Origin of the sequence: Chelativorans alearensis (genome assembly GCF_010993735.1) — a bacterium.
Taxonomy (GTDB): Bacteria; Pseudomonadota; Alphaproteobacteria; order Rhizobiales; family Rhizobiaceae; genus Chelativorans; species Chelativorans alearense.
The window spans coordinates 1-22,306 of sequence record NZ_WQNI01000016.1 but is presented as its reverse complement, the minus strand read 5'-3'; the positions used below and the strand labels follow the sequence as shown (position 1 = coordinate 22,306).

Here is a 22,306-nt window from a genome sequence, read left to right as displayed (position 1 = left end):
GAGACGGTGGAGACAGAGGCTTGACCATTCCCAACATCATCACGCTTTTCCGGTTCCTGCTTGTGCCGGCGGTCGTCTTTGCGCTTTTGGCGGAGGAGGTGGACTGGGCCTTCGCCGGCTTCCTCGCCGCGGCCGTCTCCGACGGCGTCGACGGCTTCATCGCCCGCCAGTTCGACCAGCGCAGCGAGCTCGGCGCCTATCTCGACCCCATCGCCGACAAGCTGTTGCTCGTCAGCGTCTTCGTGGTGCTCGGCTATATGGGCCACCTGCCGCTGTGGCTGGTGGTGGCCGCCGTCTCGCGCGATGCGCTGATCGTCGGAGGCGTGGTGCTGTCGACCGTCATGGGAAACCCGGTGGCCATGAAGCCGCTCCTCGTGTCGAAGGCAAACACGCTGGCGCAGTTGCTGCTTGCCGCGCTGGTTCTGGCCAGCCTGTCGCTCTCCTTCACGCTGGGTATCTTCTATGATGGCCTGGTCTATCTTTGCGGGCTCTTGACCGCAGCTTCCGGCGCGGCCTATCTCGTGTCCTGGATCAAGCACATGGGCGGTTATGTCGACACCGGCACCCCACAAGGACGAGGCTGACAGGGCGCCCAAGAGTGGTGGGCCGGAGCGTGGTGGGCCGGAGAGTGGTGGGCTCGTCCGGCAGGCCGTCTTCTGGCTCATCGCCGCAAGCGTTCTTGTCCTTTTCCTCTATGTCTTCAGCTCAATCCTGCTGCCCTTCCTGGCCGGCATGGTGCTGGCCTATTTCCTCGACCCCGTGGCCGACCGGTTGCAGCGGATTGGCCTGTCGCGGCTGGCCGCGACCATCGTTATCCTGGTCGCCTTCGTCGTTGCGCTCGCGCTGGCGCTGATGGTGGTCATTCCGGTACTGGGCAACCAGCTGATCGAGTTCGCCGAGCGCTTGCCGGACTATCTTTCCCGCCTCCAGGCCCTGATCACGAGCCTCGATCCCGGGTGGTTCGAGGAGGCGGTGGGCGTAAATCCGCAGGCCCTACAGGAGGGGCTGAGCTCGCTTCTGGCGCAAGGCACCGGTTTCCTCGCCACCCTTTTCAGGTCGATCTGGAGCTCCGGCCTGGCGCTGGTCAACCTGGCGAGCCTTTTCGTCGTCACGCCAGTGGTTGCCTTCTACATGCTGCTCGACTGGGACCGCATGATCGAGAAGGTGGACAGCTGGGTGCCGCGCGAGCACCTGGAGACGGTGCGCCAGATCGCTCGCGACATCAATGCATCGACTGCCGGCTTCGTGCGCGGGCAGGGCACACTGTGCCTTATCCTCGCCATTCTCTATGCCGCCGGGCTGACGGCGGTGGGCCTCAATTTCGGCCTGCTGATCGGGCTTTTCGCCGGGTTCATCAGCTTTATTCCCTTTGTCGGCTCGCTGGTGGGGCTGGCCCTGTCGGTGGGGGTGGCCGTCGTGCAGTTCTGGCCGGACTGGTATTGGGTGGCGGCGGTGGCGGCGATCTTCTTCGCAGGACAGTTCATCGAGGGTAATCTCCTCCATCCATGGCTGATGGGCCGCAGCGTGGGGCTCCACCCGGTGTGGCTGATGTTCTCGCTTTTCGCGTTCAGCTATCTGTTCGGCTTCGCCGGGCTTCTGATCGCCGTTCCGACCGCCGCGGCGATCGCCGTGCTCGTGCGCTTCGCGTTGGGACGCTACATGGCCTCTCCCCTCTACAGCGGTGACAAGCCGCCCGAAGCGGATGCGAAGAACGGCGGCAAATGACACGAAAGGGGCCTCCGCCGCGGCAATTGCCGCTCGACCTTGCGCATGAAGAAGCGCGCTCGCGCGACGACCTCGTTGTCACGCCGGCCAACGCGCGCGCCGTGGCGCTGGTGGAGGGGTGGCCCGACTGGCCGTCACCCGTCACCGTGCTGGCGGGGCCGGCGGGGGCGGGCAAGTCGCATCTGGCGGCGATCTGGCGCGCTCATTCCGGCGCCCGGCAGGTGGCCGCCGGCGAGATCGACGCCGCGGCCCTTGCCGCGGCCGAGCATGGGCCCGTATTCGTCGACGACGCGGATAGCGCTGCACGCGACGAGACCGGCCTCTTCCACCTCATCAATACGGTGAAGGGTGCCGATACCCACCTGCTTCTCACCGCCCGGCGTTTTCCCGCCGCCTGGGGCGTGCGCTTGCCCGACCTTCTCTCGCGCCTCAAGGCGGCGGCGCTGGTGGAGATCGACGAGCCGGACGACGTGCTTCTGGCCGGCGTCATCGTGAAGCTCTTCGCCGACCGTCAGGTGGCGGTGGAGCCGCATGTGGTGCAGTTTCTGGTGCGCCGCATCGAGCGCTCGCTGTCGGCGGCGCAACAGGTGGTGGAACACCTCGACCGCGCCGCGCTCGAGCGCAAGACGCGCATCACGCGGGCGTTGGCGGCGGACGTCGTCGGCGCCATGGAAACGGGGTGATGCGATTTCGCGGTTGATTCCCTCGCCGCGCGCTTGAACGGGCTGCGGCCGTCGACTAGATGAAACCATGTTTTGTCTCAGGCTGTCCTTCTCCGTAGCCGTTTTGGCGACGGTGGGGGTGTACCCCCTCGCACAGATATTGCCGAACTGGACGGCCTGGGAGAACCAGCCCGTCGAGAACGTGGGCTCGCTCGTCCTTCTGGTCGGCATGGTGGCCGCGCTCCTTTACCAGCACCGGTCGGAAGAGCGGAAGTGGAAATGGCTGTGGCGCGCAGCGGCACCTCTGTGGCTTATCCTTCTGGCGCGCGAACTGAGCTGGGGCGCGGTGTTCTATCCGCCCACCCAGATGACCAATGACGGGCCGATATTCTCTTCCGACCACCTGTGGTACAAACCGGTGGTCTACCCCCTTGTCGCCCTGATCGGTGTGGCCGTCGTCTATATCGTCATGCGCCATCGCCTTGTGGATAAGGCGGCAGACGTGATCCGCGCCGGTGCCGCGCCATGGCTCGAGGCGCTGCTGGCGCTTATATGCGTCGCCGTCGCGACCATTGCCGAAGGCCATGGCGGTGTGCTGAACGGCTGGATCGGCGGCCACTCGATGCTCATCGAGGAACTCGCGGAACTGGCGGCCGCCCTGTGGCTTTTTGCCGGCCAGGCGCGTGTGCGGGCGTTCCAGCTCAAAGAAAGCCGCACCGGGGACTTGCTCCGCACATCGTGAGACTATAGGGAATTCAGCGCCACGGAGCGTAGCGCAGCCTGGTAGCGCATCTGCTTTGGGAGCAGAGGGTCGCAGGTTCGAATCCTGCCGCTCCGACCACTACCCCCCGGCCCGCGAAGGCCGGTATGGAACGAACAGAACCGAGAGTGAGGGTCACAAACGTGTCCGCGCGCATCTACAGCCCTTCCAGAACCGCCATGCAGTCCGGCACCGCCAAGACCGGCCACTGGGTGCTGGAGTTCGAGCCCGAATCCCCGCGCCGCATCGACCCGCTGATGGGCTACACCAGCACCTCTGACGCCAGGAGCCAGGTGCACCTGACCTTCGCCACCAAGGAGGAGGCCGTGGCTTATGCGCAGAAACACGGCATCCCATTCCGCCTCGAGGAGGCGAAGGCGCCGAAGCGGCGCCAGGTTTCCTATGCGGAGAATTTCCGCTATGACCGCAAAATTCCGTGGACGCACTGAACCCGTCTCGTCCGCGCCCGGCCCCGTAGCTCAGCTGGATAGAGCATCGGTCTTCTAAACCGAATGTCGCAGGTTCGAGCCCTGCCGGGGTCGCCATGCTGATTCGCGCGGGGCTCCGCAGGACAAGAGCTGTGGAGCTTCAGTCGCTCAGGGCCGCCCGCAACCCCTTCTCGATATCTCTTTTCAAATCCTCCACGTCCTCCAGCCCGATCTGCAGGCGGATGACGGGGCCGGCATAGGTGTCCCTGGCCACCGTCCGGTCGCCGAGGAAGACGTGGACGGCAAGGCTTTCGAAGCCGCCCCAGGAGTAGCCGAGGCCGAAAATGTCGAGGGCGTCGAGGAAGGCATGAGCCTCGCGTTCGCCGCCGCCGTCGAGCACGAACGAGAAGATGCCGCTGGCGCCGGAGAAGTCGCGCTTCCAGGTCGCGTGGCCGGGGTGTGATTCAAGGGCCGGGTGGAGGACTTGCGCCACGCCTTCCTGCGCCTCCAGCCAACGGGCGATCTCAAGCGCGCTCTCCTGGTGGCGGGCAAGCCGCACACCCATGGTGCGCAGGCCCCTCAGCACCTGGTAGACGTCGTCCGGGCCGGCGCAGGCGCCGAGGGTGAGGAAGGTGTCATAGAGCCTTTCGAAGCAGGCTTCGTTGGCCGACACGGTGCCGAGCAGGACGTCGGAATGGCCGGCCGGATACTTGGTCGCCGCGTGGATGGAGATGTCGACGCCGTGGTCGAGCGGGCGGAAGAAGAGGGGGGTGGCCCAGGTGTTGTCCATCATGACGACGGCGCCGCCCTGGCGGGCCGCCGCGGCGATGGCCGGGATATCCTGCATCTCGAAGGTGTTGGAGCCGGGCGATTCGGTGAAGACGACCTTCGTATTGGGCTTCATCAGCCGCGCGATCTCCGCGCCGATGAGTGGATCGTAATATTCGATCTCCACGCCCAGCCGCTTCAGCATCGTATCGGCGAAGCGCCGGGTAGGGTGATAGACCGAATCGACGATGAGCGCGTGGTCGCCCGCCGAAAGAAACGCCAGGAGCGGCACGCAGACGGCGGCGAGCCCCGAAGGCACGACGATGGTGCCGGCCGAGCCTTCCAGTTCGTCCATCGCCTTGGCCAGCGCATCGGTGGTCGGCGTGCCGCGCGTGCCGTAGGTGTATTTCTGCTTGCGCGAGGCCATGGTGGCCGCGTCGGGGAAAAGCACGGTCGAGGCATGCACCACCGGCGGGTTGACGAAGCCGAAGAAATCGCCCGGATCGTTGCCCATATGGGCGAGCCTCGTGTTGATGCCGTCTTTCCGCCCGTCTCGCGCCATGCCGTAAACCTCGCCCATCCTCGTGCCTCGCCGGGCACCGGTCCGGCATAGAAGCTTCGCGCCGGTTTCTCAAGACTGCCAGACAGATACAGGCATCTCGCACGTGCGGCATTGGCTCTTGACCCGCGCTGATTTATGGCATTCGATGGAAAACGTGCTTGGGAGAAGGAAGCGTGCGTCCGATGTCGTCCCGACAGACGGCCTGCGCCGGCTTCCGCACAAAAATCAGTAGGGGATGAACCCTGTACGAAAAAAAAGGGTCAATAATCATGAACAATTCCATCAAGGCACTGCTCGGCTCGGCCGTGATCGCGCTGGCAGCGGTTCCGGCCTCCGGAGCCACGCTCGACGACGTGAAGAACAGGGACGCCCTGCGTTGCGGCGTCAATACCGGCCTGCCGGGCTTTGCGTCCCAGAACGACCAGGGTGAATGGCAGGGCCTCGACGTCGACTACTGCAAGGCGGTGGCAGCCGCCGTGTTCGAGGGCGACGGCAGCAAGGTGCAGTACTCGCCGTTGTCCGCGGTCCAGCGCTTCCCCGCCCTGCAGAACAACGAGGTCGATCTCCTGGCGCGCAATACGACCTGGACGATGAACCGCGACACCGCCCTCGGCCTCAACTTCGCCGGCGTCAACTACTACGACGGCCAGGGCTTCATGGTGCGCGAGGAGCTGAACGTGACCTCGGCGCTGCAGCTCTCCGGCGCCACCGTGTGCGTGCAGAGCGGCACGACGACCGAGCTGAACCTGACCGACTACTTCCGTGCCAACAACATGGAGTTCAACCCGGTCGTCATCGAGTCCCAGTCGGACGTCAATGCCGCCTACGAGCAGGGCCGCTGCGACGTCTTGACGACGGATGCCTCGGGCCTCTACGCCACGCGTCTCGAACTTGCCAACCCCGAGGAGCATGTCGTCCTGCCGGAGATCATCTCCAAGGAGCCGCTGGGTCCCGTGGTCCGCCAGGGCGACGAGCAGTGGTTCGACATCGTCAAGTGGGTGCATTTCGGCTTGCTGAACGCCGAGGAACTGGGTGTGACCCAGGACAATGTCGATGAGATGGTGAACTCCGACGATCCGAATATCCGCCGTCTCCTCGGTACGGACGGGACCTTCGGCCAGGATATCGGCCTGTCCAACGACTGGATGGTCAACGTGATCAAGGCCGTCGGCAATTACGGCGAAATCTTCGAGCGTAATGTTGGCCCCGACACGCCGCTCAGGATCCAGCGCGGCCAGAACGAGCTGTGGACCAAGGGCGGCCTGCAGTACGCGCCGCCGGTCCGCTGATCAGGTGAGCGGGGAGCCGCGCCCGCTAAGGCGCGGCTCCCTTGCCTGACAAAGCAACGGCGGGCCGGTCTCCGCGGCCGGGCCTTCGCCATTGCCTATGGCGGATCAAATGACGGCTGACACCCAAAGCATTCGCGAGCCGCGCGTCGCACTCATGCGCGACCCCAGGACACGCGGGCTGATCATCCAGATCGTGATGATCATCGCCATACTGGCGTTCGCCGCATGGCTCATCAACAACACCGTGCGCAACCTCGCACAGGCCAACATTGCCTCCGGCCTCGGTTTCCTGTCGACGAGGGCGGGCTTCGACATCGGCCAGGTGCCGATCGACTACACCAGCAACTCGAGCTATGGCCGGGCGTTGCTGGTCGGCATCACCAACACCATCATCGTCGCCGGCTCCGGTATCGTTCTGGCGACGATCGTCGGCTTTATCGTCGGCATCGGCCGCCTGTCGCGCAACTATCTGGTGCGCGGCTTGAGCACGATCTATGTCGAGGTCTTCCGCAACGTCCCGCCGCTTCTGGTCATCCTGTTCTGGTATTTCGGCGTTCTGTCCGTCCTGCCGCTGCCGCGGCAGGCCATCGATCTGCCGTTCGGGGCCTTTCTTTCCAACCGCGGCCTGCAGACGCCGGCGATGCGGTTCGATCCGGAGGCCGTCCTGGCGTTGATCGCCTTCGTCGTCGGCGTTGCCGGCGCCATCGTCCTTTCCCGGATGAACAGGCAGCGGCAAATGAGGACGGGCGAGCAGCGGCCGACGCTCTTGCCGAGTATCGGCTTGATCCTTGGCCTGCCGCTGGTCGTCTTTGCGCTGACGGGCTTTCCCTTTGTCTTCGAATATCCTGAAGCGACCCGCTTCAACCTTGTCGGCGGCTTGCAGGTGAAGCCCGAATTCCTGGCCCTGTTCCTGGCGCTTTCCTTCTACACGGCCTCGTTCATCGCCGAGATCGTGCGCGCCGGCATCCTCGCCGTCTCGTGGGGGCAGACTGAGGCGGCTTCGGCACTAGGGTTGACGCGCAGGCAGTCGCTGAGGCTGGTCATCGTGCCGCAGGCCTTCCGCGTCATCATCCCGCCGCTGACGAGCCAGTATCTCAACCTGACGAAGAACTCTTCGCTGGGCCTTGCCGTCGGCTATCCAGAGCTGGTCGCCGTCGGCTCGACCGTGCTCAACCAGACCGGGCAGTCGGTCGAGGTGGTGGCGATCTGGATGGTCGTCTATCTGGGCCTGAGCATCGCGGTGGCCGCGTTCATGAACTGGTTCAACGCGCGCATGGCGCTGATCGAGCGATAGGAGGCGGGCCGTGGAAGAACAAGTTGCAGCCTATGTCGCCAAGGAGCAGAAGGAGCCGCTGCCGCCGCCACCGAGCGAGGTCGGCCTCACCGGCGTCCTGCGCAAGAACCTTTTCGCGACGCCGCTCGATTCGGCCCTCACGGTGGTGCTCGGACTCTTCTCGATCTGGGCGGCGTGGAACCTGATCCAGTGGGCGTTCCTGTCGGCGGTTTTCGTCGGCGCCAACCGGGAAGCCTGCCTGGCAGGGGAAGGCCAGGCGGTGGGCGCGTGCTGGGCTTTCGTCTATGCCAAGCTCGGCCAGTTCATGTATGGGCTCTTTCCGCTCGGCGAGCGCTGGCGCGTTGATCTGGTCATCGTCCTCCTGGTGGCCCTGGCGTTGCCGCTGGCGATCCCGTCGGTGCCGCAAAAGCGGCTGAACGCGCTTCTTCTGATGGTCGCCTTCCCCTTCGTCGCCCTCGTCCTCTTGACGGGCGGTCAGTTCGACATCGGCGGCGGCTGGATCGCTTTCCTGTTCGCGCTGGCCGCCTTTGCGTCCGCCAGTTTCGCGGCCGCCAACGTCACCGCTTCGCGCAGGCTCCTGAGGGCGGCGACCTGGCTTGCTGCGCTGGCGATGGTCCTTCTCCTCGCCTCCAACATCGTCTGGAGCGGGCAGATGGACCTGCTCGTCTTCCGCTTCTCGGTCCTGTCCCTGCTGGCGTTCCTGACGGCGCTGGCGTCGATTACCTCGAGCCTCGTTGCGGCGTGGTCCGGCGAGGACGGACGGGCGGTGGCTCTGCGCACGCTCGCCCCGCCGCTCCTCGTCCTGGCGCTCGTGGTGCTGCTTGCCGGCGATTTCGGCTTGAGCCCGGTGGCCACCAATCGGTGGGGTGGGCTTCTGGTGACGCTGGTGGTTGCGCTCACCGGCATCGCCGCCTCGCTGCCGCTCGGCATCCTGTTGGCGCTCGGGCGGCGCTCGCACCTGCCGGCCGTGCGCCTGTTCTCCATTATCTTCATCGAGTTCTGGCGCGGCGTGCCGCTGATCACCGTGCTCTTCATGTCGGCCTTCATGATCCCGCTTTTCCTGCCGGAAGGGGTCAGCTTCAACCAGCTTCTGCGGGCCCTCATCGGCGTGGCGCTGTTTTCCGCCGCCTACATGGCCGAGGTGGTGCGTGGCGGTTTGCAGGCCATTCCCAAGGGCCAGTACGAAGGCGCCCAGGCGCTCGGCCTCGGCTATTGGCAGATGATGCGCCTGGTGGTCATGCCGCAGGCGATCAAACTGGTGATCCCCGGCATCGTCAACACCTTCATCGGCCTCTTCAAGGACACGAGCCTGGTCTACATCATCGGCCTTGCCGACCTTCTGGGCACGGTGCGGCGCGGCTTTTCCGATCCCAACTGGATCACCCCGACGACGGCTGCCACCGGCCTCGTCTTCGCGGCATTCGTCTATTGGCTCTTCTGCTTCGGCATGTCGCGCTATTCTATCTATACCGAGCGCCGGCTACACACCGGCCACAACCGATAACGGCCTTGAAGGCCCTTCAAGGGAAAAGGCGATGGCAACGCAGAACGTGAACGTGGTCGACCCGCAGGAGATCAAGATCGATCCGAAGAAACTTCATATCTCCGACACGGACGTGGCGATCGAGATCGTCGACATGCACAAGTGGTATGGCGATTTTCATGTGCTGCGCGACATCAATCTGAAGGTCATGCGCGGCGAGCGTATCGTCGTGTGCGGCCCTTCAGGCTCCGGCAAGTCCACCATGATCCGCTGCATCAACCGGCTGGAGGAGCACCAGAAGGGCAGGGTCGTCGTCGACGGCATCGAGCTCACCAACGATCTGAAAAAGATCGACGAGGTGCGGCGCGAGGTCGGCATGGTGTTCCAGCACTTCAACCTGTTCCCGCACCTCACCATCCTGGAGAACTGCACGCTCGCCCCCATCTGGGTGCGCAAGACGCCGAAGCGCGAGGCGGAAGAGATCGCCATGCACTATCTGGAGCGCGTCAGGATTCCCGAGCAGGCGAAGAAGTATCCCGGCCAGCTCTCCGGCGGCCAGCAGCAGCGCGTGGCGATCGCCCGCGCGCTCTGCATGAACCCGCGCATCATGCTGTTCGACGAGCCGACCTCGGCGCTCGATCCGGAGATGATCAAGGAGGTGCTCGACACCATGGTGGACCTTGCCCAGGAGGGCATGACCATGATCTGCGTCACCCACGAGATGGGCTTTGCGCGGCAGGTGGCCAACCGGGTGATCTTCATGGACCAGGGCCAGATCGTCGAGCAGAACACGCCGGCCGAATTCTTCGACCACCCGCAGCACGAGCGCACCAAGCTGTTCCTGTCGCAGATCCTGCATTAGGGGCGTCAGTCGCGGGGCGGCTTAAACGCCCTCCACGTCATAGCTGTAAAGCCAGTCGAGATCCGCCGCCAGGCTCTCCTCGCTCTTCAGCCGGAGTGCCACGTCGCGGGCCAGCGCGACCGGCCCGCCGGCATGCCAGACGAAGCGGTTGAAGGCGCCGCGGCGGGCCACGCGGGCAAGGCGCGGCTTGCGCAGGCGCTCGTAGGCGGCGAGCGCGCCCGGCATGTCGCCGCCGGCGGCGGTCAGCTCCGCCAGGAGCGCTGCATCCTCGATGGCCATGGCTGCGCCCTGGGCGGCGTAGGGGCTGAGCGCATGCGCCGCGTCGCCGATGAGGGCCAGGCCCGCATTCGTCCACGGCCCTCCGGGCTGCACCTCGTGAATGGGCCAGGCCGTCCAGGCCCCGGCCAGCCGGACAATGTCGGAAAGGGCAGGGGCAGCCCGCCGGGTTGCCGCCAGAAGGTGCGCCATGTCGGCGGCGTTCGCCCAGCCACGCCCTATCTCCGCGCTGCGCGTCACCAGCACCAGATTGAGATCCGCCCCGCCGCTCACCGGATAGGCGACGAGGTGGAAGTCGGGCGCCAGGAAAGCGGTGACGGCGTCGGGGGCAAGCGTGCCCACCGCCTGATCGCTCGCCGCGCCTCCGCGCAGGATGGCCCGGAAGGCGGCAAAGCCGGTGAAGCGGCTTTGCCGGCCGCCGATGCATGCCCGCAGCTGCGACCACACCCCGTCGGCGCCGATGAGCAGGTCGCAGGCAACCTCGCCGGCCTGCCCGGCCTTCGCCACGGTGGCGACGGTTCCGCCGTCCCGCAAGGCGGCGTCCCGAACCTTGGTGCCCAGTTCCAGGCGGATCGCCGGGTTGTCACGCACCCGCTGCAGCAGCGCCTTCTGCAGGTCCGCGCGGTGGGCGACCAGATAAGGCGCCTGCCAGCGCCGCTCCGCCTTCTGGCCGAGAGTGACACCGGCCAGCGTGGAAAGCCTTGCTGCATCCTTGAGGAGGATGGCGCGCGGCCGGACCGCGTTCCTGCCGAGGCTCTCCAGCACGCCGAGGCGGGCGAGGATGCGGGTGGCATTGGGCGAAAGCTGCAGGCCCGCGCCCACTTCCTGAAGTGTTTCGGCGCGCTCGAAAACGGCGACGGAAAACCCTTTTGCCGCAAAGCAAAGCGCTGCCGTCAGCCCGGCGATCCCCGCCCCGGCGATGGCGATGCGGCGGCCGGTCATAGCGGGCCGCCGGCGAGTTTTTGTCGAGGTTCATCGGATAAACGGCGAGGGGCGAGCCCGGCCGTATCGCGATCGCGAAACACCCTAGACCGCTTCCTCGCGGAAAAGGCAGCCTTCGGGCACCGTTTCATGTGCTTCCAGCTTGGCGTTATAGTGATACAGCGTCGAACAGTAGGGGCAGATGCGCTCCTCATCGTCGCCCATGTCGAGAAAGACATGCGGATGGTCGTTCGGCGGGTTGGCGCCCACGCACATGAACTCCTTGACGCCGATTTCGACCGCCCGGTAGCCGTTCGTGTTGTGGAAATGGGGTGTCTCAAAGCCCGCCATTTCTTTTCTCCCGCTGTCGCCGTCTATCCGGGTGCGTTTGAAGCATAAATACCTTCTTTGCAAGTCCGTGATATGAAACTGTCGCAAAACCCTGTCACGACGTAGTATGGGGTGGATCGGGCCGCCCGGAGGTAGGACAATAAAAGCGAGCAGGCCATGAACGAACTGAAGCCGGTCAAGAGTGAATTCCCGACCCAGCCCGGGACGGCGGACGAGATTGCGCGCTCGAGCCCCGATCGTTTCGTCAACCGCGAGTTCTCGTGGCTGCAGTTCAACCGGCGGGTGCTCGAGGAGTCCCAGAACGTCAGCCACCCGCTCCTTGAGCGCGTGCGGTTCCTGTCGATCTCGGCCGACAATCTGGACGAGTTCTTCATGGTGCGCGTGGCCGGGCTCGCCGGCCAGGTGCGCGAGGGGATCGCCACCAGGAGTGCCGACGGGCGCACGCCGGAAGAGCAGCTCGAGCACGTGCTGCGCGAGGTGAGCCGCCTGCAGGTGGACCAGCATGCAAGCCTTGCCGGCCTTCTGGAGCTCATGAGGAAGGAAGGCATCGAGATCGTGCGCCCGGAGGCGCTGACGCGCGACGACAGGAAGTGGGTCGAGGAGCACTTTCTGGAGGCCATCTACCCGGTGCTCACCCCGCTTTCCATCGACCCGGCGCACCCCTTCCCCTTCATCCCCAATCTCGGCTTTTCGGTCGCCCTCGACCTGCAGCATCTGGGCAACAAGGAGAGGATGACGGCGCTTCTGCGCCTGCCGGTCACGCTGCAGCGCTTCGTCGCTCTGCCGGAGCGGCCGAAGACGGTGCGCTTCATCGCGCTGGAGGACATCGTCGAGATGTCCATCGGCAAATTGTTTCCCGGCTATAAGGTCAACGGCTCCGGCACCTTCCGCATCATCCGCGACAGCGATATCGAGGTGGAGGAGGAGGCGGAGGACCTCGTGCGGCTGTTCGAGAGCGCGCTCAAGCGCCGGCGCAGGGGTTCGGTGATCCGTATCGAGTTCGAAAGCACCATGCCCCAGGGCTTGCGCGATTTCGTGGCGACCGAGCTCGGCGTGCCGTCCTCGCGCATCAGCGTGCTCGACGGGCCGCTCGCCATCAACCAGATTTCCGAAATCGTCAAACTGCCGCGCGACGACCTGAAGTTCCCGCCCTACAACCCGCGCTTCCCCGAGCGTATCCGCGACCATGGCGGCGACTGTTTCGCGGCCATCCGCGAGAAGGATATCGTCGTCCACCATCCCTATGAGAGCTTCGATGTCGTGGTGCAGTTCCTGCGCCAGGCCGCGCAGGACCCGGAAGTGGTGGCCATCAAGCAGACGCTCTACCGCACCTCCAACGACAGCCCCATCGTGCGCGCCTTGATCGACGCGGCGGAAGCGGGCAAGTCGGTCACCGCGCTCGTGGAGCTGAAGGCCCGCTTCGACGAGGAGGCGAATATCCGCTGGGCGCGCGACCTGGAGCGCGCCGGCGTACAGGTCGTCTTCGGTTTCATCGAGTTGAAAACGCACGCCAAGATGTCGCTTGTGGTGCGCCGCGAGGGCCGGCGCCTGCGCAATTACGTGCATCTGGGCACCGGCAACTACCATCCGATCACCGCGCGCATCTACACCGACCTTTCCTATTTCACCGTCGATCCGGCGATCGCCCACGACGTGGCCAAGGTCTTCAATTTCATCACCGGCTACGCCGAGCCGGATGTGGACATGAAGCTGGCGGTCTCTCCGTTCAGCTTGAGGAATCGCATCCTCGAGCATGTCCAGGCGGAAATCGAGCATGCCAAGGCGGGCCGGCCGGCGCAGATCTGGATGAAGATGAATTCGCTCGTCGACCCGCAGGTGATCGACGCGCTTTACGAGGCCGGCCGCGCCGGCGTCGAGATCGACCTTGTGGTGCGCGGCATCTGCTGCCTGCGCCCCCAGGTGCCGGGCCTTTCGGAGAACATCCGGGTGAAGTCCATCGTTGGCCGGTTCCTGGAGCACAGCCGCATCTACTGCTTCGGCAACGGCCGCGGTCTGCCGTCGGACGACGCGATCGTCTACATCTCCTCGGCCGACATCATGCCGCGCAATCTCGACCGCCGGGTCGAGACCATGGTCCCCATCACCAACCCGACCGTGCACGAGCAGGTTCTGGGCCAGATCATGCTGGGAAACATCATGGACAATCAGCAGAGTTTCGAAGTATTGCCTGACGGCACCTCGCGGCGCATCGCGCCGCAGGACGGAGAGGAAGCCTTCAACGCTCAGGAATATTTCATGACCAATCCCAGCCTGTCGGGCCGTGGCGTCGCGCTGAAGTCGCATGCGCCCAAGCGCATCGCCGCCTTCAAGCGGCCCAAGAAGGCCGTCGCCGGCTAGCGGTGGTGGGCGCAGCCGTATCCCAGGGCCGGTTGCCGAACCGGCGTCCCATTGCGGTCATCGATATCGGCTCGAATTCGATTCGTCTGGTGATCTACGAGGGCGTCGCCCGTTCGCCGACCGTGCTGTTCAATGAGAAGATGCTGGCGGGCCTCGGCCGCGGTATCGTGACGACAGGCGAGCTCGATCCCGACGGCGTGACGCGCGCCGTCGATGAATTCGGCCGTTTCCGCGCGCTCTCCGAGCAGGCGGGCGCCGCATCGCTCCACGTGCTCGCCACCGCCGCCGCACGCGAAGCGACCAATGGGCCGGATTTCATCCACCGCGCCGAAAGGATCCTGGGCACCAGGATCCGCGTGCTCTCCGGCCGCGAGGAGGCGCGCTACGCCGCCCTCGGCGTTATCGCCGCCTTCCATGATGCCGACGGCATCATGGGCGATCTCGGCGGCGGCAGCCTCGAACTCGTCGACGTCCGCGGCGAGACGATGGGAGAGGGGATCACGACCCCCCTCGGCGGTCTGAAACTGCGCGAGATGGCCGGCGCCTCGATGAGCGATGCCGCACGCATCGCCCGCGGCGAGCTTGCACGCGCCGAATGGCTGGGGAAGGGGGAGGGGCGTGCCTTCTACTGTGTCGGCGGCACGTGGCGAAACCTTGCCCGCCTCCACATGAACGTCACCGGCTATCCGCTTCCGGTGATGCACCACTACGAGGTCGACCCCAAGGAGGACGCCGCCTTCCTGAAGCGCGTCGCCAAGGGCGACATCGACAAGATGAAGGGCATCGAGCGGGTATCGAAGAACCGCCGTTCGCTGCTGCCCTACGGCGCTGCCGTGCTCCTGGAGGTGATTCGCGCGGCCAGGCCGGCGAAGATCGTCATCTCGGCGAACGGTGTGCGCGAGGGGTTTGTCCATTCGCTGCTTGGGGAGGAGGAACGGCAGGCCGACCCGTTGCTCTCGGCGGCCGAGGAACTGGCCGTTCTGCGCTCGCGCTCCGTCACGCATGCGCGCGAACTCGCCGAGTGGTCGGGCACGGCCTTTGCCGCCTTCGGCATCGAGGAAACGGAGGAGGAGCAGCGCTACCGCCGCGCGGCCTGCCTTCTGGCCGACATCGGCTGGCGCGCCCACCCCGAATACCGCGGCACGCAGTCGCTCAACATCATTTCCCACGGCTCCTTCATCGGCGTCGACCATCCCGGCCGCGCCTTCATCGCGCTTGCCATTCTCTTCCGCCATGAAGGCCTGTTCGACGACGCGCTTTCGCCGGAGATGCGCAAGCTCGCCACGCCGCGCTATGTGGAGCGGGCGCGGCTCCTGGGCGGGCTTTTGCGCGTGGTCTATCTGCTCACGGCCTCGATGCCCGGCATCATCCCGCAGCTCAAGTGGGAAAAGCGCGATGACAGCTCCATCGCCCTCTTGGTCCCGCGCTCCCACGCCGCCCTGATGGGCGAGCGCCCGCACGGCCGCATGGCGCATCTGGCCAGGGTGACGGGGCTGAATTTGGTGTTGGATGTGGGGAAATGAGAGCAGGCATTTCGGGTCGGTGCTCTCATGGTCCGCGGTCGGATGGTCTTGAAGCACCGTCCTCGTAGTCGAAGTCTTCGTCGGTTTCCTGAGTCAGCGGCTTCTGCTGGCCGTGGCGTATGGAAACGATAACGACGTCTCCATCGACCAAATCATAGTCAAGGAGATAATCGCCGACGACGAGGCGGTGAGAGCCGGAAATAGGTAGGCTCTCAATTCCACGGCCAAGTTCTGGAAACCGAGCTAGGTTCTTACGTGCCTCGGCCATCCGGTCGAGGAAGGTCTTCGCCGCTCTCGGGCTATATTTTCTGAGGTAGGCTGCTTCTGCTCGAAGATAGGTGCGGGCGCTTCCGGACAGGCGCACCCTCATCAGGCAACCTTGCGCCTGATGATCTCGTCGATCTCGCGAAGCACATCGTCCATGTCGTGCACGTCACCGCTGGCCACCTCGTTTCGGCCTTTCCGCACGGCGAGAATGTCGGCTCCTTCACCGGCCAGATACACCTTTAAGGCTCTCACCATCACCCAGCTGCGGGATCGGTCGCAGGTTTCCGCGATTTGTTCGATGGCCGTCAGAACATCCTCCGGTAGACGGAGCGTAATCGGATCGGAAAGAGCGGGTTTCGACATAGCCGTTCTCCATTTGTAATACACCGTATTACAAATGGCCTCCTATCTCAAGTCGCGTTCCGGGATTTGAAGCACACGAGGCCGAATCCGCTCACTCCGCCGCTGCCGCCCGCTCGCCGGGCGAAAACGTCTCGATGCGCCGGTTGGCGAATCTGAGGGCGATCTCGCCGCGCAGGAGTTTTAGCGCCTCCTCGCCGAACACCTCGCGCCGCCAGCCCGAAAGGGCGGGCACCTGCGCCTTCTCGCCGTCGGCAGCGATGCGATCGATGTCGTCGCTGGAGGCGAGCATCTTGGTGGCCACGCTTTCCTTCTCGGCCACCAGCTTGAGCAGCACCTTGATGAGCTCGGCCGCGGCGGCCGCCCCTTCCGGGGCGTGCTGGGGCTTGGGCAGCCTCGGCAGCTCTTCCTTGGGCAGGGCGAGGGCGGCGTTGACGGCCTTGAGCAGGCCCGCCGCGGGGGCCGAACGCTCCCAGCCCTTGGGCGTGCTTCTCAGCCGGCCAAGCGCGGCGGCGTCCTCCGGCTGCTGCTGGGCGATCTCGTAGATGGCGTCGTCCTTCAAGACGCGGCCGCGCGGCACGTTACGCTCGCGCGCCTCGCGCTCGCGCCAGGCCGCCACATGCTGCAGGACGGCGAGTTCGATTGGCTTGCGCACGCGCAGCTTCAGCCGCTTCCAGGCGTCGTCGGGGTGCGGATCGTAGGTTTCCGCCGCCGTCAGCACGCCCATCTCCTCCTTCAGCCAGTGGGCGCGGCCTTCACGCTCCAGCTGGGCCTCGAGGTGCTCGTAGACGGGGATGAGGTGGGTGACGTCGGCCAGCGCATAGTCGAGCTGCTTCTGCGACAGCGGCCGATGGCGCCAGTCGGTGAAGCGTGAGGCCTTGTCGAGGTGCTCGCCGGTGATGCGGTAGACGAGCTGGTCGTAGGAAACGCTGTCGCCGAAGCCGCACACCATCGCCGCCACCTGCGTGTCGAAGATGGGATGCGGGATGAGGTTGCCGAGCTTGTAGATGATCTCGATATCCTGCCTGGCGGCATGGAAGACCTTTGTCACCTTCTCGTTCGCCATCAGGCCGAAGAAGGGCGTAAGGTCCATCCCCGGGGCCAGCGGGTCGACCATCGCGGTCACACCGGGCGCCGCCATCTGGATCAGGCACAGCTCGGGCCAGAAGGTGGTCTCACGAATGAATTCGGTGTCGATGGTGATGAAATCGGATTTTTCGAGCGCGGCGACCGCCGTTTCCAGCTCTTTGCGGGTTTTGATGAGTTCCATGCACTCTCTTTAGGCGTTGCCGCCCGAAATGTGAAGAAATTGTATCGCCCGGTTTTCGCCGCGCCGCCGCCCCGCCTTGACAAAATGGGACGCGCATGCGCTTTTCGCGCCGGTTTGACGAGGCCGGCCCGCGCCCGTTCACAGTTACCTTCAGACACGGACCAGAGATAATGCACCGCTACCGCAGCCATACCTGCGCAGAATTGAGAAAATCCGACGTGGGCGAGACCGTCCGCCTTTCCGGCTGGGTCCACCGCGTGCGCGATCATGGCGGCCTGCTCTTCATCGATGTGCGCGACCATTACGGCATCACGCAGATTGTCGCCGACCCGGATTCGCCCTCCTTCGGCACCGCCGAGAAGGTGCGCGGCGAGTGGGTGATCCGCGTCGACGGCGAGGTGAAGGCACGCACGGAAGAGACGGTGAACCCGAACCTGCCGACCGGCGAGGTGGAGATCTTCGCGCGCCAGATCGAGGTGCTGTCCCAGGCAAGCGAGCTGCCGCTGCCGGTCTTCGGCGAACCGGACTATCCCGAGGACATCCGGCTGAAATACCGCTTCCTCGATCTGCGCCGCGAGACGCTGCACAGGAACATCGTCGCCCGCACCAGGATCATCGCCGACATGCGCGCGCGCATGGCGGAAGCCGGCTTCACCGAATTCTCGACGCCGATCCTCACCGCTTCTTCGCCTGAGGGCGCGCGCGACTTCCTCGTGCCCTCGCGGCTGCACGAGGGCAAGTTCTATGCGCTGCCGCAGGCGCCGCAGATCTACAAGCAGCTCATCATGGTCTCCGGCTTCGACCGCTATTTCCAGATCGCGCCCTGCTTCCGCGACGAGGACCCGCGCGCCGACCGGCTGCCGGGCGAGTTCTACCAGCTCGATCTGGAGATGAGCTTTGTCGAGCAGGAGGACGTGTTCCAGACGATGGAGCCCGTGATGCGCGAGGTCTTCGAGGCCTTCGCCAATGGCAAGCCGGTGACCGAGACGTTTCGGCGCATCCCCTACGGCGAGGCCATGCGCAAATACGGCACCGACAAGCCGGACCTCAGAAACCCCATCGTCATGGAAGACGTGTCGGAACATTTCCGCGGTTCCGGCTTCAAGGTCTTCGCGAACATTCTCGCCAACGACCCCAAGGCCGAGGTGTGGGCGATCCCGGCCAAGACCGGCGGCTCCCGCGCCTTCTGCGACCGCATGAACTCGTGGGCGCAGGGCGAGGGACAGCCGGGGCTGGGGTACATCTTCTGGCGCAAGGAGGGCGAGGCGCTTGAGGGCGCCGGGCCGATCGCCAAGAACATCGGGCCGGAGCGCACCGAGGCGATCCGCACCCAGCTCGGGCTCGAGGATGGCGATGCCTGCTTCTTCGTTGCCGGCGACCCGAAGAAGTTCGCCGCCTTCGCGGGCGCTGCGCGCACGCGCGCCGGCGAGGAGCTGGACCTCGTCGACCGCGACCGCTTCGAGCTCGCGTGGATCGTCGACTTCCCTTTCTTCGAGTGGAACGAGGACGAGAAGCGCGTCGACTTCGGCCACAACCCCTTCACCATGCCGCAGGGCGGGCTGGAGGCGCTGGAGGGCGAGGAGCCGCTGTCGATCAAGGCTTACCAGTACGACCTTGTCTGCAACGGCTTCGAGATCGCTTCCGGCGGCATCCGCAACCACTTGCCGGAGGTGATGGTGAAGGCCTTCGAGATCGTCGGCTTTTCGAGGCAGGACGTGGAGGAGCGCTTCGGCGGCCTCTACCGCGCCTTCCAGTACGGCGCGCCGCCGCATGGCGGCATGGCGGCCGGCATCGACCGCATCGTCATGCTTCTGGTGGGCGCGAAGAACCTGCGCGAGGTGACCATGTTCCCCATGAACCAGCAGGCCCAGGACTTGCTTATGGGTGCACCGTCGGAGGCAACGCCCCAGCAGCTGCGCGAACTGCATATCAGGCTCGCGCCGCTCAAGAAGGACTGAGGCGCGCGACCTCCCTACTCGTTCGCCGTGACCATGAGCCCGATCTGCTTGATGAGCAGTTCGGGCGCGCCCATGGCCGCGCCCATCAGCATGGCGAAGGGAACCGGGTTTTCCGGCTTGGCGCTGATTTCCAGGGTCTCCGGGTTTTCGAGGAAAGTGCCGACGGCCTGGGTCAGGTTCTGGGTCAGCTCGGCGCCGAGATAGGGCGTGAGCTGCATCGGGATGACGGCCTTCGCCTGGGCGATGATGTCCTCCGGCTTGCCGCCCTGCTGCTTGGCCGCGTAGTCGAGCGCCCGGCCGGTCAAAGAATCGTCCGTGAAGCGCAGCGTCAGGCCGTGGAAGGTGAGCTGCTGCATCATGCCGAGCATGGCCATGCCCTGCGCGGTGTTGTTCTCCCCGCCGCCGGCGTTCCCACCCTTTGTCATCTCCTCCATCGCCTGGATGAATTCCGGCGTATAGCCGTCGAAATCCGCCATCAGGCTCAGCGTTCCGGCATTGTCCGCTGTCACCTCATAGCGTGACAGCGTGGTCCGCCCGTCGGAGGGGCGCCAGCTTCCCGTCGCGCTGCCGCTGCCGGTGATCCGTTCGTAGCCCATGTCCTTCAGCGTCTGGATGGCGCGGGCGCCGTCCTTGACCGACCGTAGGTCGAGCAGGAAGGAGCCCATCGCGCCGTCGAACGTCATCGTGTCGTCGTCGGCGACGGCGACCTCGGTGCGGATGTCCTCGAAGGAGGCGGCGAACCCGTCCTTGCCCTCGATCTCCAGGCGCGCAAGCCCCGCCTGATCATAGTGCATCACGCCGTCGATGGCCTTAGAGCCGGCGTTTTCGGGCAGGATCAAGCCCGTCATGGTGAAGCCGGAGAATCTGAACGTCCTGCCGCTCTCCTCGAACGTGACGTCGTCCACGTCGACGGCGTCGGCCCGCAGCGCACCGTCCGCCTCCTCGGTGACGTTCCGCAGCGTCACGTCGCCGATAGGAACGGCGGTCTCGCCGGCCGTGCTTTTCACGGCCACACCCTCCAGAATCACGTCGGCGCCGTCCATGCTGGCGCCGTCATAGGTCAATTCGAGTTGCTGCTTGGTCATCAGCCCTTTCAGGCGCGCGCCGACATCCTCCGCCTCAAGGGCAAGGGCGGCCGGCGCATTCACCGCCGCGAGGACGCCGGCGAGGATTGCGGATTTCAGGCAGAGGCGGTGGCGTTCCATGCGGCGTTCCCCACGTAGCGGTTACGGTAACTTCTGTTTATGTCAGGTAATATTCCGCCGGAAAGATGACTGGCGGCCTTTCCTGTGTCAATTTGCGGACGCAAATCATGATGAACGCCGATTGATTAAAAGGGGGACCATGCCTTACGCGATCAATCGACGGTCGGCGCTGAAGCTGGCCGTGACGGGCTTTCTGACATTCCTCGCGCTGGCGCTGCCGGCCAGCGGCGCCATGCTGCACGACGGCGTGGTCTACAGCGGCGGGCTGCAGCTCGATATCCACACGCCCGCCGAGGAGCCCGTTCGCGCCAGCGTCCTGCAACTGAACCTCTTCAAGGCGTCCAGCGGGTTGAAGCCGGTTGTCATCTACGCCCATGGCGGCGGCTGGGTGAAGGGCGACCGCAAGAGGGTCTATTCCCTGCCCGGATGGCTGAACGCCAAAGGCTATCTGCTGGTCGCCATCGACTACCGCAAGGTGCCGGCCACCACCATCGACGGCCAGGCGCGCGATCTTGCCGATGCCGTTTCCTGGGTGCGCACGAATATCCGCCGCTATGGCGGCGATCCCAACCGCATCGTTCTGATGGGCCATTCGGCCGGTGCCCATCTGGTGGCGCTGACGGCGGCGCGCGGCATGGTGGGCGAGGTGCGGGGCGTCATCCCCAACGACGTCCAGGCTTACGACATGGTTGCCTATGCCGGCATGCGCGGCTCGCTCGGCTATCCCTACATCGACGCCTTCGGCTCCGATCCGGACAACTGGGTGCGCTGGTCGCCTGTCACTTACGCCAGGCGCAGTGCCGGCTTTCCGCCGCACTTTTTCCTGCATTCGGGCTCCGACGGCGCGCGCCGCCGTGCGCTCACCAACGGCTACGCCAATCTGTTGAGAAGCCGCGGCGCCTACGTCGAGGTCTTCGACGGCGGCCGCTACACCCATGGCTCCATCGCCAGCCGGCTCGGCCGGCCCGGCGACGCGGCGACCGCCGCCGTCGAGCGCTTTCTGGAAAGGGTGACGCGCTGAGGCGGCGCGGACGGCCGGCCGGGGCTGTAAATGCGGCTCATGGTCATCGCTTCTCCTTCACGCCTTGGGTAGGCAGGGACGCGTTTCATCCTCGCCACGCTGGTTTCCCTTCGCTCACGGCCGAGCGCTCCCCCGGATCGAGTCCGGGCTCGCTGGCCTCCGCGGGGGCGCCCGAAAAGTCGGGCGGGCGGCGGTCGCCGCCTTGTTGGTTCCTTTCGCTCGCGGCCGTGCGGCCGAGCGCTCCCCCGGACAAGTCCGGGCTCGCTGGCCTCCGCGGGGGCGCCCGAAAAGTCGGGCGGGCGGCGGTCGCCGCCTTGGCCTCCCACCTTCGCCCTTCGGGCTTCGGTGGGCAGGTCGGCCGTGTTCCATCCTTGCCACGCCCGGATCTTACCCCGTCTGGCTTGTTGGAATGCTCGACTTTCTGAACGCGTCCGCGGCCCACGCGTCATGACGTATCGGGGCTCGCAAGCGCGTCCACGGCCAGCGAATGGGCATGAACGAGGATTTCGTCGACCTCGCGGATATTGCGGGGGCGGATAGTGGCGGACGGGTCGAAGCGGGAGAGCCGTCCGCCGGGCGGCCGGCCGCCGCGCAGCGGTGCGGTGCGGCGCACAAGCCCCAGATCGCGGCGCGCCTTCCAGCGGGCAAAGCGCCTGGCCTGCCCCGGCAGATCGTCAAGGGCGGCGACCAGTGCCGCCAGCCGCTGGCCAAGACGCGCGGCGCTTACCGGATCGTCGCGGGAGGGCGGCTGCGGGAGGGGAGACGGCTCGGTGAGGCCGGGAAACAGGATGCGCGGGACGGCGCGCGCCGGCCCATGGCGGCCGCGGCCCCCTTCGGCAAGCCCAGGGCTCGGGGGATGCCGCAGCGGGTCGAAAAGCGGCAGGCTCACGCTTCGCGGACGGGCGGGAGCGGCGGCGCGCCTGGCTCCCGCCCTCGCTCTGCGCGCTGCGGCGGCCAGGTCGG

The 22,306-nt window shown here is 65.7% G+C and carries 20 protein-coding genes, 2 tRNA genes and 1 pseudogene; 15 read left to right on the top strand and 8 right to left on the bottom strand.

The annotated features are described in order from the left end of the window. Window positions 1-20 precede the first annotated feature (20 nt). The 7 genes from GPJ75_RS22240 (at window position 21) to GPJ75_RS22210 (ending at window position 3,692) form a co-directional block, all read left to right on the top strand. Window positions 21-584, top strand: coding sequence for a CDP-alcohol phosphatidyltransferase family protein (locus GPJ75_RS22240; protein ID WP_163271465.1), 564 nt, complete (start codon window positions 21-23; stop codon window positions 582-584). Continuing rightward, complete coding sequence (locus tag GPJ75_RS22235) at window positions 550-1,725, top strand: AI-2E family transporter (RefSeq protein ID WP_163271463.1); 1,176 nt, start codon at window positions 550-552, stop codon at window positions 1,723-1,725. The genes GPJ75_RS22240 and GPJ75_RS22235 overlap by 35 nt, the downstream gene beginning before the upstream one ends. Then, the gene (hdaA, locus tag GPJ75_RS22230) at window positions 1,722-2,408 is read left to right on the top strand and encodes a DnaA regulatory inactivator HdaA (protein WP_163271461.1); all 687 of its coding nucleotides are present in this window, start codon (window positions 1,722-1,724) and stop codon (window positions 2,406-2,408) included. The genes GPJ75_RS22235 and hdaA overlap by 4 nt, the downstream gene beginning before the upstream one ends. A gap of 67 nt (window positions 2,409-2,475) precedes the next feature. Further along, window positions 2,476-3,129 carry a hypothetical protein gene (locus GPJ75_RS22225; RefSeq protein ID WP_163271459.1) on the top strand — a complete coding sequence of 218 codons (654 nt, stop codon included), beginning with the start codon at window positions 2,476-2,478 and terminating at the stop codon, window positions 3,127-3,129. 22 nt (window positions 3,130-3,151) lie between these two features. Further along, a tRNA-Pro gene (locus GPJ75_RS22220) sits at window positions 3,152-3,228 on the top strand. 62 nt (window positions 3,229-3,290) lie between these two features. Further along, on the top strand, window positions 3,291-3,596 hold the full coding sequence (locus GPJ75_RS22215; RefSeq protein WP_163271457.1) for an ETC complex I subunit: 306 nt from the start codon (window positions 3,291-3,293) through the stop codon (window positions 3,594-3,596). Between the two features lie 19 nt (window positions 3,597-3,615). Continuing rightward, window positions 3,616-3,692: transfer RNA gene (locus GPJ75_RS22210), tRNA-Arg, on the top strand. 43 nt (window positions 3,693-3,735) lie between these two features. On the opposite strand, the gene GPJ75_RS22205 is transcribed toward GPJ75_RS22210, so the two are convergent. Beyond that, entirely contained in the window at window positions 3,736-4,905 is a 1,170-nt protein-coding gene (locus GPJ75_RS22205) for a cystathionine beta-lyase (protein ID WP_163271713.1), read from the bottom strand. A gap of 266 nt (window positions 4,906-5,171) precedes the next feature. Here GPJ75_RS22205 and GPJ75_RS22200 point away from each other — a divergent pair, with 266 nt between their 5' ends. The 4 genes from GPJ75_RS22200 to GPJ75_RS22185 all read left to right on the top strand — a co-directional run bounded on the left by GPJ75_RS22200 (window position 5,172) and on the right by GPJ75_RS22185 (window position 9,833). Beyond that, on the top strand, window positions 5,172-6,194 hold the full coding sequence (locus GPJ75_RS22200) for an amino acid ABC transporter substrate-binding protein (RefSeq protein ID WP_425483183.1): 1,023 nt from the start codon (window positions 5,172-5,174) through the stop codon (window positions 6,192-6,194). A 109-nt stretch (window positions 6,195-6,303) separates the two neighbouring features. Next, window positions 6,304-7,488 (top strand): amino acid ABC transporter permease, encoded by a 1,185-nt coding sequence (locus GPJ75_RS22195; protein ID WP_163271453.1) that lies wholly within the window; start codon window positions 6,304-6,306, stop codon window positions 7,486-7,488. Between the two features lie 10 nt (window positions 7,489-7,498). Continuing rightward, window positions 7,499-8,992, top strand: a complete 1,494-nt coding sequence (locus GPJ75_RS22190) for an amino acid ABC transporter permease (RefSeq protein WP_163271451.1) — start codon at window positions 7,499-7,501, stop codon at window positions 8,990-8,992. Between the two features lie 31 nt (window positions 8,993-9,023). Continuing rightward, on the top strand, window positions 9,024-9,833 hold the full coding sequence (locus tag GPJ75_RS22185; protein ID WP_163271449.1) for an amino acid ABC transporter ATP-binding protein: 810 nt from the start codon (window positions 9,024-9,026) through the stop codon (window positions 9,831-9,833). Between the two features lie 21 nt (window positions 9,834-9,854). Here the strand turns inward: GPJ75_RS22185 and GPJ75_RS22180 are convergent, their stop codons facing one another. Together GPJ75_RS22180 and GPJ75_RS22175 are read right to left on the bottom strand one after the other, a co-directional pair. Next, window positions 9,855-11,051, bottom strand: a complete 1,197-nt coding sequence (locus GPJ75_RS22180) for an FAD-dependent monooxygenase (protein WP_163271447.1) — start codon at window positions 11,049-11,051, stop codon at window positions 9,855-9,857. 84 nt (window positions 11,052-11,135) lie between these two features. Further along, window positions 11,136-11,381 (bottom strand): zinc-finger domain-containing protein, encoded by a 246-nt coding sequence (locus GPJ75_RS22175; protein ID WP_163271445.1) that lies wholly within the window; start codon window positions 11,379-11,381, stop codon window positions 11,136-11,138. A gap of 156 nt (window positions 11,382-11,537) precedes the next feature. Between GPJ75_RS22175 and GPJ75_RS22170 the strand changes: the two genes are divergently transcribed. Together GPJ75_RS22170 and ppx are read left to right on the top strand one after the other, a co-directional pair. Then, window positions 11,538-13,739, top strand: coding sequence for an RNA degradosome polyphosphate kinase (locus GPJ75_RS22170; RefSeq protein WP_163271443.1), 2,202 nt, complete (start codon window positions 11,538-11,540; stop codon window positions 13,737-13,739). A gap of 5 nt (window positions 13,740-13,744) precedes the next feature. Continuing rightward, a complete protein-coding gene (ppx, locus tag GPJ75_RS22165; protein WP_163271441.1) occupies window positions 13,745-15,262 on the top strand; it encodes an exopolyphosphatase in 1,518 nt (505 codons plus the stop codon). A gap of 25 nt (window positions 15,263-15,287) precedes the next feature. Here the strand turns inward: ppx and GPJ75_RS22160 are convergent, their stop codons facing one another. From GPJ75_RS22160 to rnd, 3 genes are all read right to left on the bottom strand, one after another. Then, on the bottom strand, window positions 15,288-15,632 hold the full coding sequence (locus GPJ75_RS22160) for a type II toxin-antitoxin system RelE/ParE family toxin (protein ID WP_163271439.1): 345 nt from the start codon (window positions 15,630-15,632) through the stop codon (window positions 15,288-15,290). Further along, window positions 15,632-15,892, bottom strand: coding sequence for a CopG family ribbon-helix-helix protein (locus tag GPJ75_RS22155; protein ID WP_163271437.1), 261 nt, complete (start codon window positions 15,890-15,892; stop codon window positions 15,632-15,634). The genes GPJ75_RS22160 and GPJ75_RS22155 overlap by 1 nt, the downstream gene beginning before the upstream one ends. Window positions 15,893-15,983: 91 nt before the next feature. Continuing rightward, window positions 15,984-17,159, bottom strand: a complete 1,176-nt coding sequence (gene rnd / locus GPJ75_RS22150; protein WP_163271435.1) for a ribonuclease D — start codon at window positions 17,157-17,159, stop codon at window positions 15,984-15,986. A 170-nt stretch (window positions 17,160-17,329) separates the two neighbouring features. Here rnd and aspS point away from each other — a divergent pair, with 170 nt between their 5' ends. Further along, the gene (aspS, locus tag GPJ75_RS22145; protein ID WP_163271433.1) at window positions 17,330-19,117 is read left to right on the top strand and encodes an aspartate--tRNA ligase; all 1,788 of its coding nucleotides are present in this window, start codon (window positions 17,330-17,332) and stop codon (window positions 19,115-19,117) included. 14 nt (window positions 19,118-19,131) lie between these two features. Here the strand turns inward: aspS and GPJ75_RS22140 are convergent, their stop codons facing one another. Continuing rightward, window positions 19,132-20,322, bottom strand: coding sequence for a YdgA family protein (locus GPJ75_RS22140; protein ID WP_163271431.1), 1,191 nt, complete (start codon window positions 20,320-20,322; stop codon window positions 19,132-19,134). Between the two features lie 139 nt (window positions 20,323-20,461). Here GPJ75_RS22140 and GPJ75_RS22135 point away from each other — a divergent pair, with 139 nt between their 5' ends. Next, on the top strand, window positions 20,462-21,343 hold the full coding sequence (locus tag GPJ75_RS22135; protein ID WP_246249209.1) for an alpha/beta hydrolase: 882 nt from the start codon (window positions 20,462-20,464) through the stop codon (window positions 21,341-21,343). A 445-nt stretch (window positions 21,344-21,788) separates the two neighbouring features. Here the strand turns inward: GPJ75_RS22135 and GPJ75_RS22130 are convergent. Beyond that, window positions 21,789-22,306: pseudogene (locus tag GPJ75_RS22130) on the bottom strand (hypothetical protein); the annotation flags it as partial.

What these genes read in the sequence shown, in the direction of transcription:
- GPJ75_RS22195 (WP_163271453.1), top strand. Translation starts at nt 6,304, where the DNA reads ATGACGGCTGACACCCAAAGCATTCGCGAGCCGCGCGTCGCACTCATG.
- aspS (WP_163271433.1), top strand. Translation starts at nt 17,330, where the DNA reads ATGCACCGCTACCGCAGCCATACCTGCGCAGAATTGAGAAAATCCGAC.
- GPJ75_RS22235 (WP_163271463.1), top strand. Translation starts at nt 550, where the DNA reads ATGTCGACACCGGCACCCCACAAGGACGAGGCTGACAGGGCGCCCAAG.
- hdaA (WP_163271461.1), top strand. Translation starts at nt 1,722, where the DNA reads ATGACACGAAAGGGGCCTCCGCCGCGGCAATTGCCGCTCGACCTTGCG.
- GPJ75_RS22140 (WP_163271431.1), bottom strand. Translation starts at nt 20,322, where the DNA reads ATGGAACGCCACCGCCTCTGCCTGAAATCCGCAATCCTCGCCGGCGTC.
- GPJ75_RS22185 (WP_163271449.1), top strand. Translation starts at nt 9,024, where the DNA reads ATGGCAACGCAGAACGTGAACGTGGTCGACCCGCAGGAGATCAAGATC.
- GPJ75_RS22160 (WP_163271439.1), bottom strand. Translation starts at nt 15,632, where the DNA reads ATGAGGGTGCGCCTGTCCGGAAGCGCCCGCACCTATCTTCGAGCAGAA.
- GPJ75_RS22135 (WP_246249209.1), top strand. Translation starts at nt 20,462, where the DNA reads ATGCCTTACGCGATCAATCGACGGTCGGCGCTGAAGCTGGCCGTGACG.
- GPJ75_RS22205 (WP_163271713.1), bottom strand. Translation starts at nt 4,905, where the DNA reads ATGGCGCGAGACGGGCGGAAAGACGGCATCAACACGAGGCTCGCCCAT.
- GPJ75_RS22180 (WP_163271447.1), bottom strand. Translation starts at nt 11,051, where the DNA reads ATGACCGGCCGCCGCATCGCCATCGCCGGGGCGGGGATCGCCGGGCTG.
- GPJ75_RS22225 (WP_163271459.1), top strand. Translation starts at nt 2,476, where the DNA reads ATGTTTTGTCTCAGGCTGTCCTTCTCCGTAGCCGTTTTGGCGACGGTG.
- GPJ75_RS22170 (WP_163271443.1), top strand. Translation starts at nt 11,538, where the DNA reads ATGAACGAACTGAAGCCGGTCAAGAGTGAATTCCCGACCCAGCCCGGG.
- GPJ75_RS22175 (WP_163271445.1), bottom strand. Translation starts at nt 11,381, where the DNA reads ATGGCGGGCTTTGAGACACCCCATTTCCACAACACGAACGGCTACCGG.
- rnd (WP_163271435.1), bottom strand. Translation starts at nt 17,159, where the DNA reads ATGGAACTCATCAAAACCCGCAAAGAGCTGGAAACGGCGGTCGCCGCG.
- GPJ75_RS22155 (WP_163271437.1), bottom strand. Translation starts at nt 15,892, where the DNA reads ATGTCGAAACCCGCTCTTTCCGATCCGATTACGCTCCGTCTACCGGAG.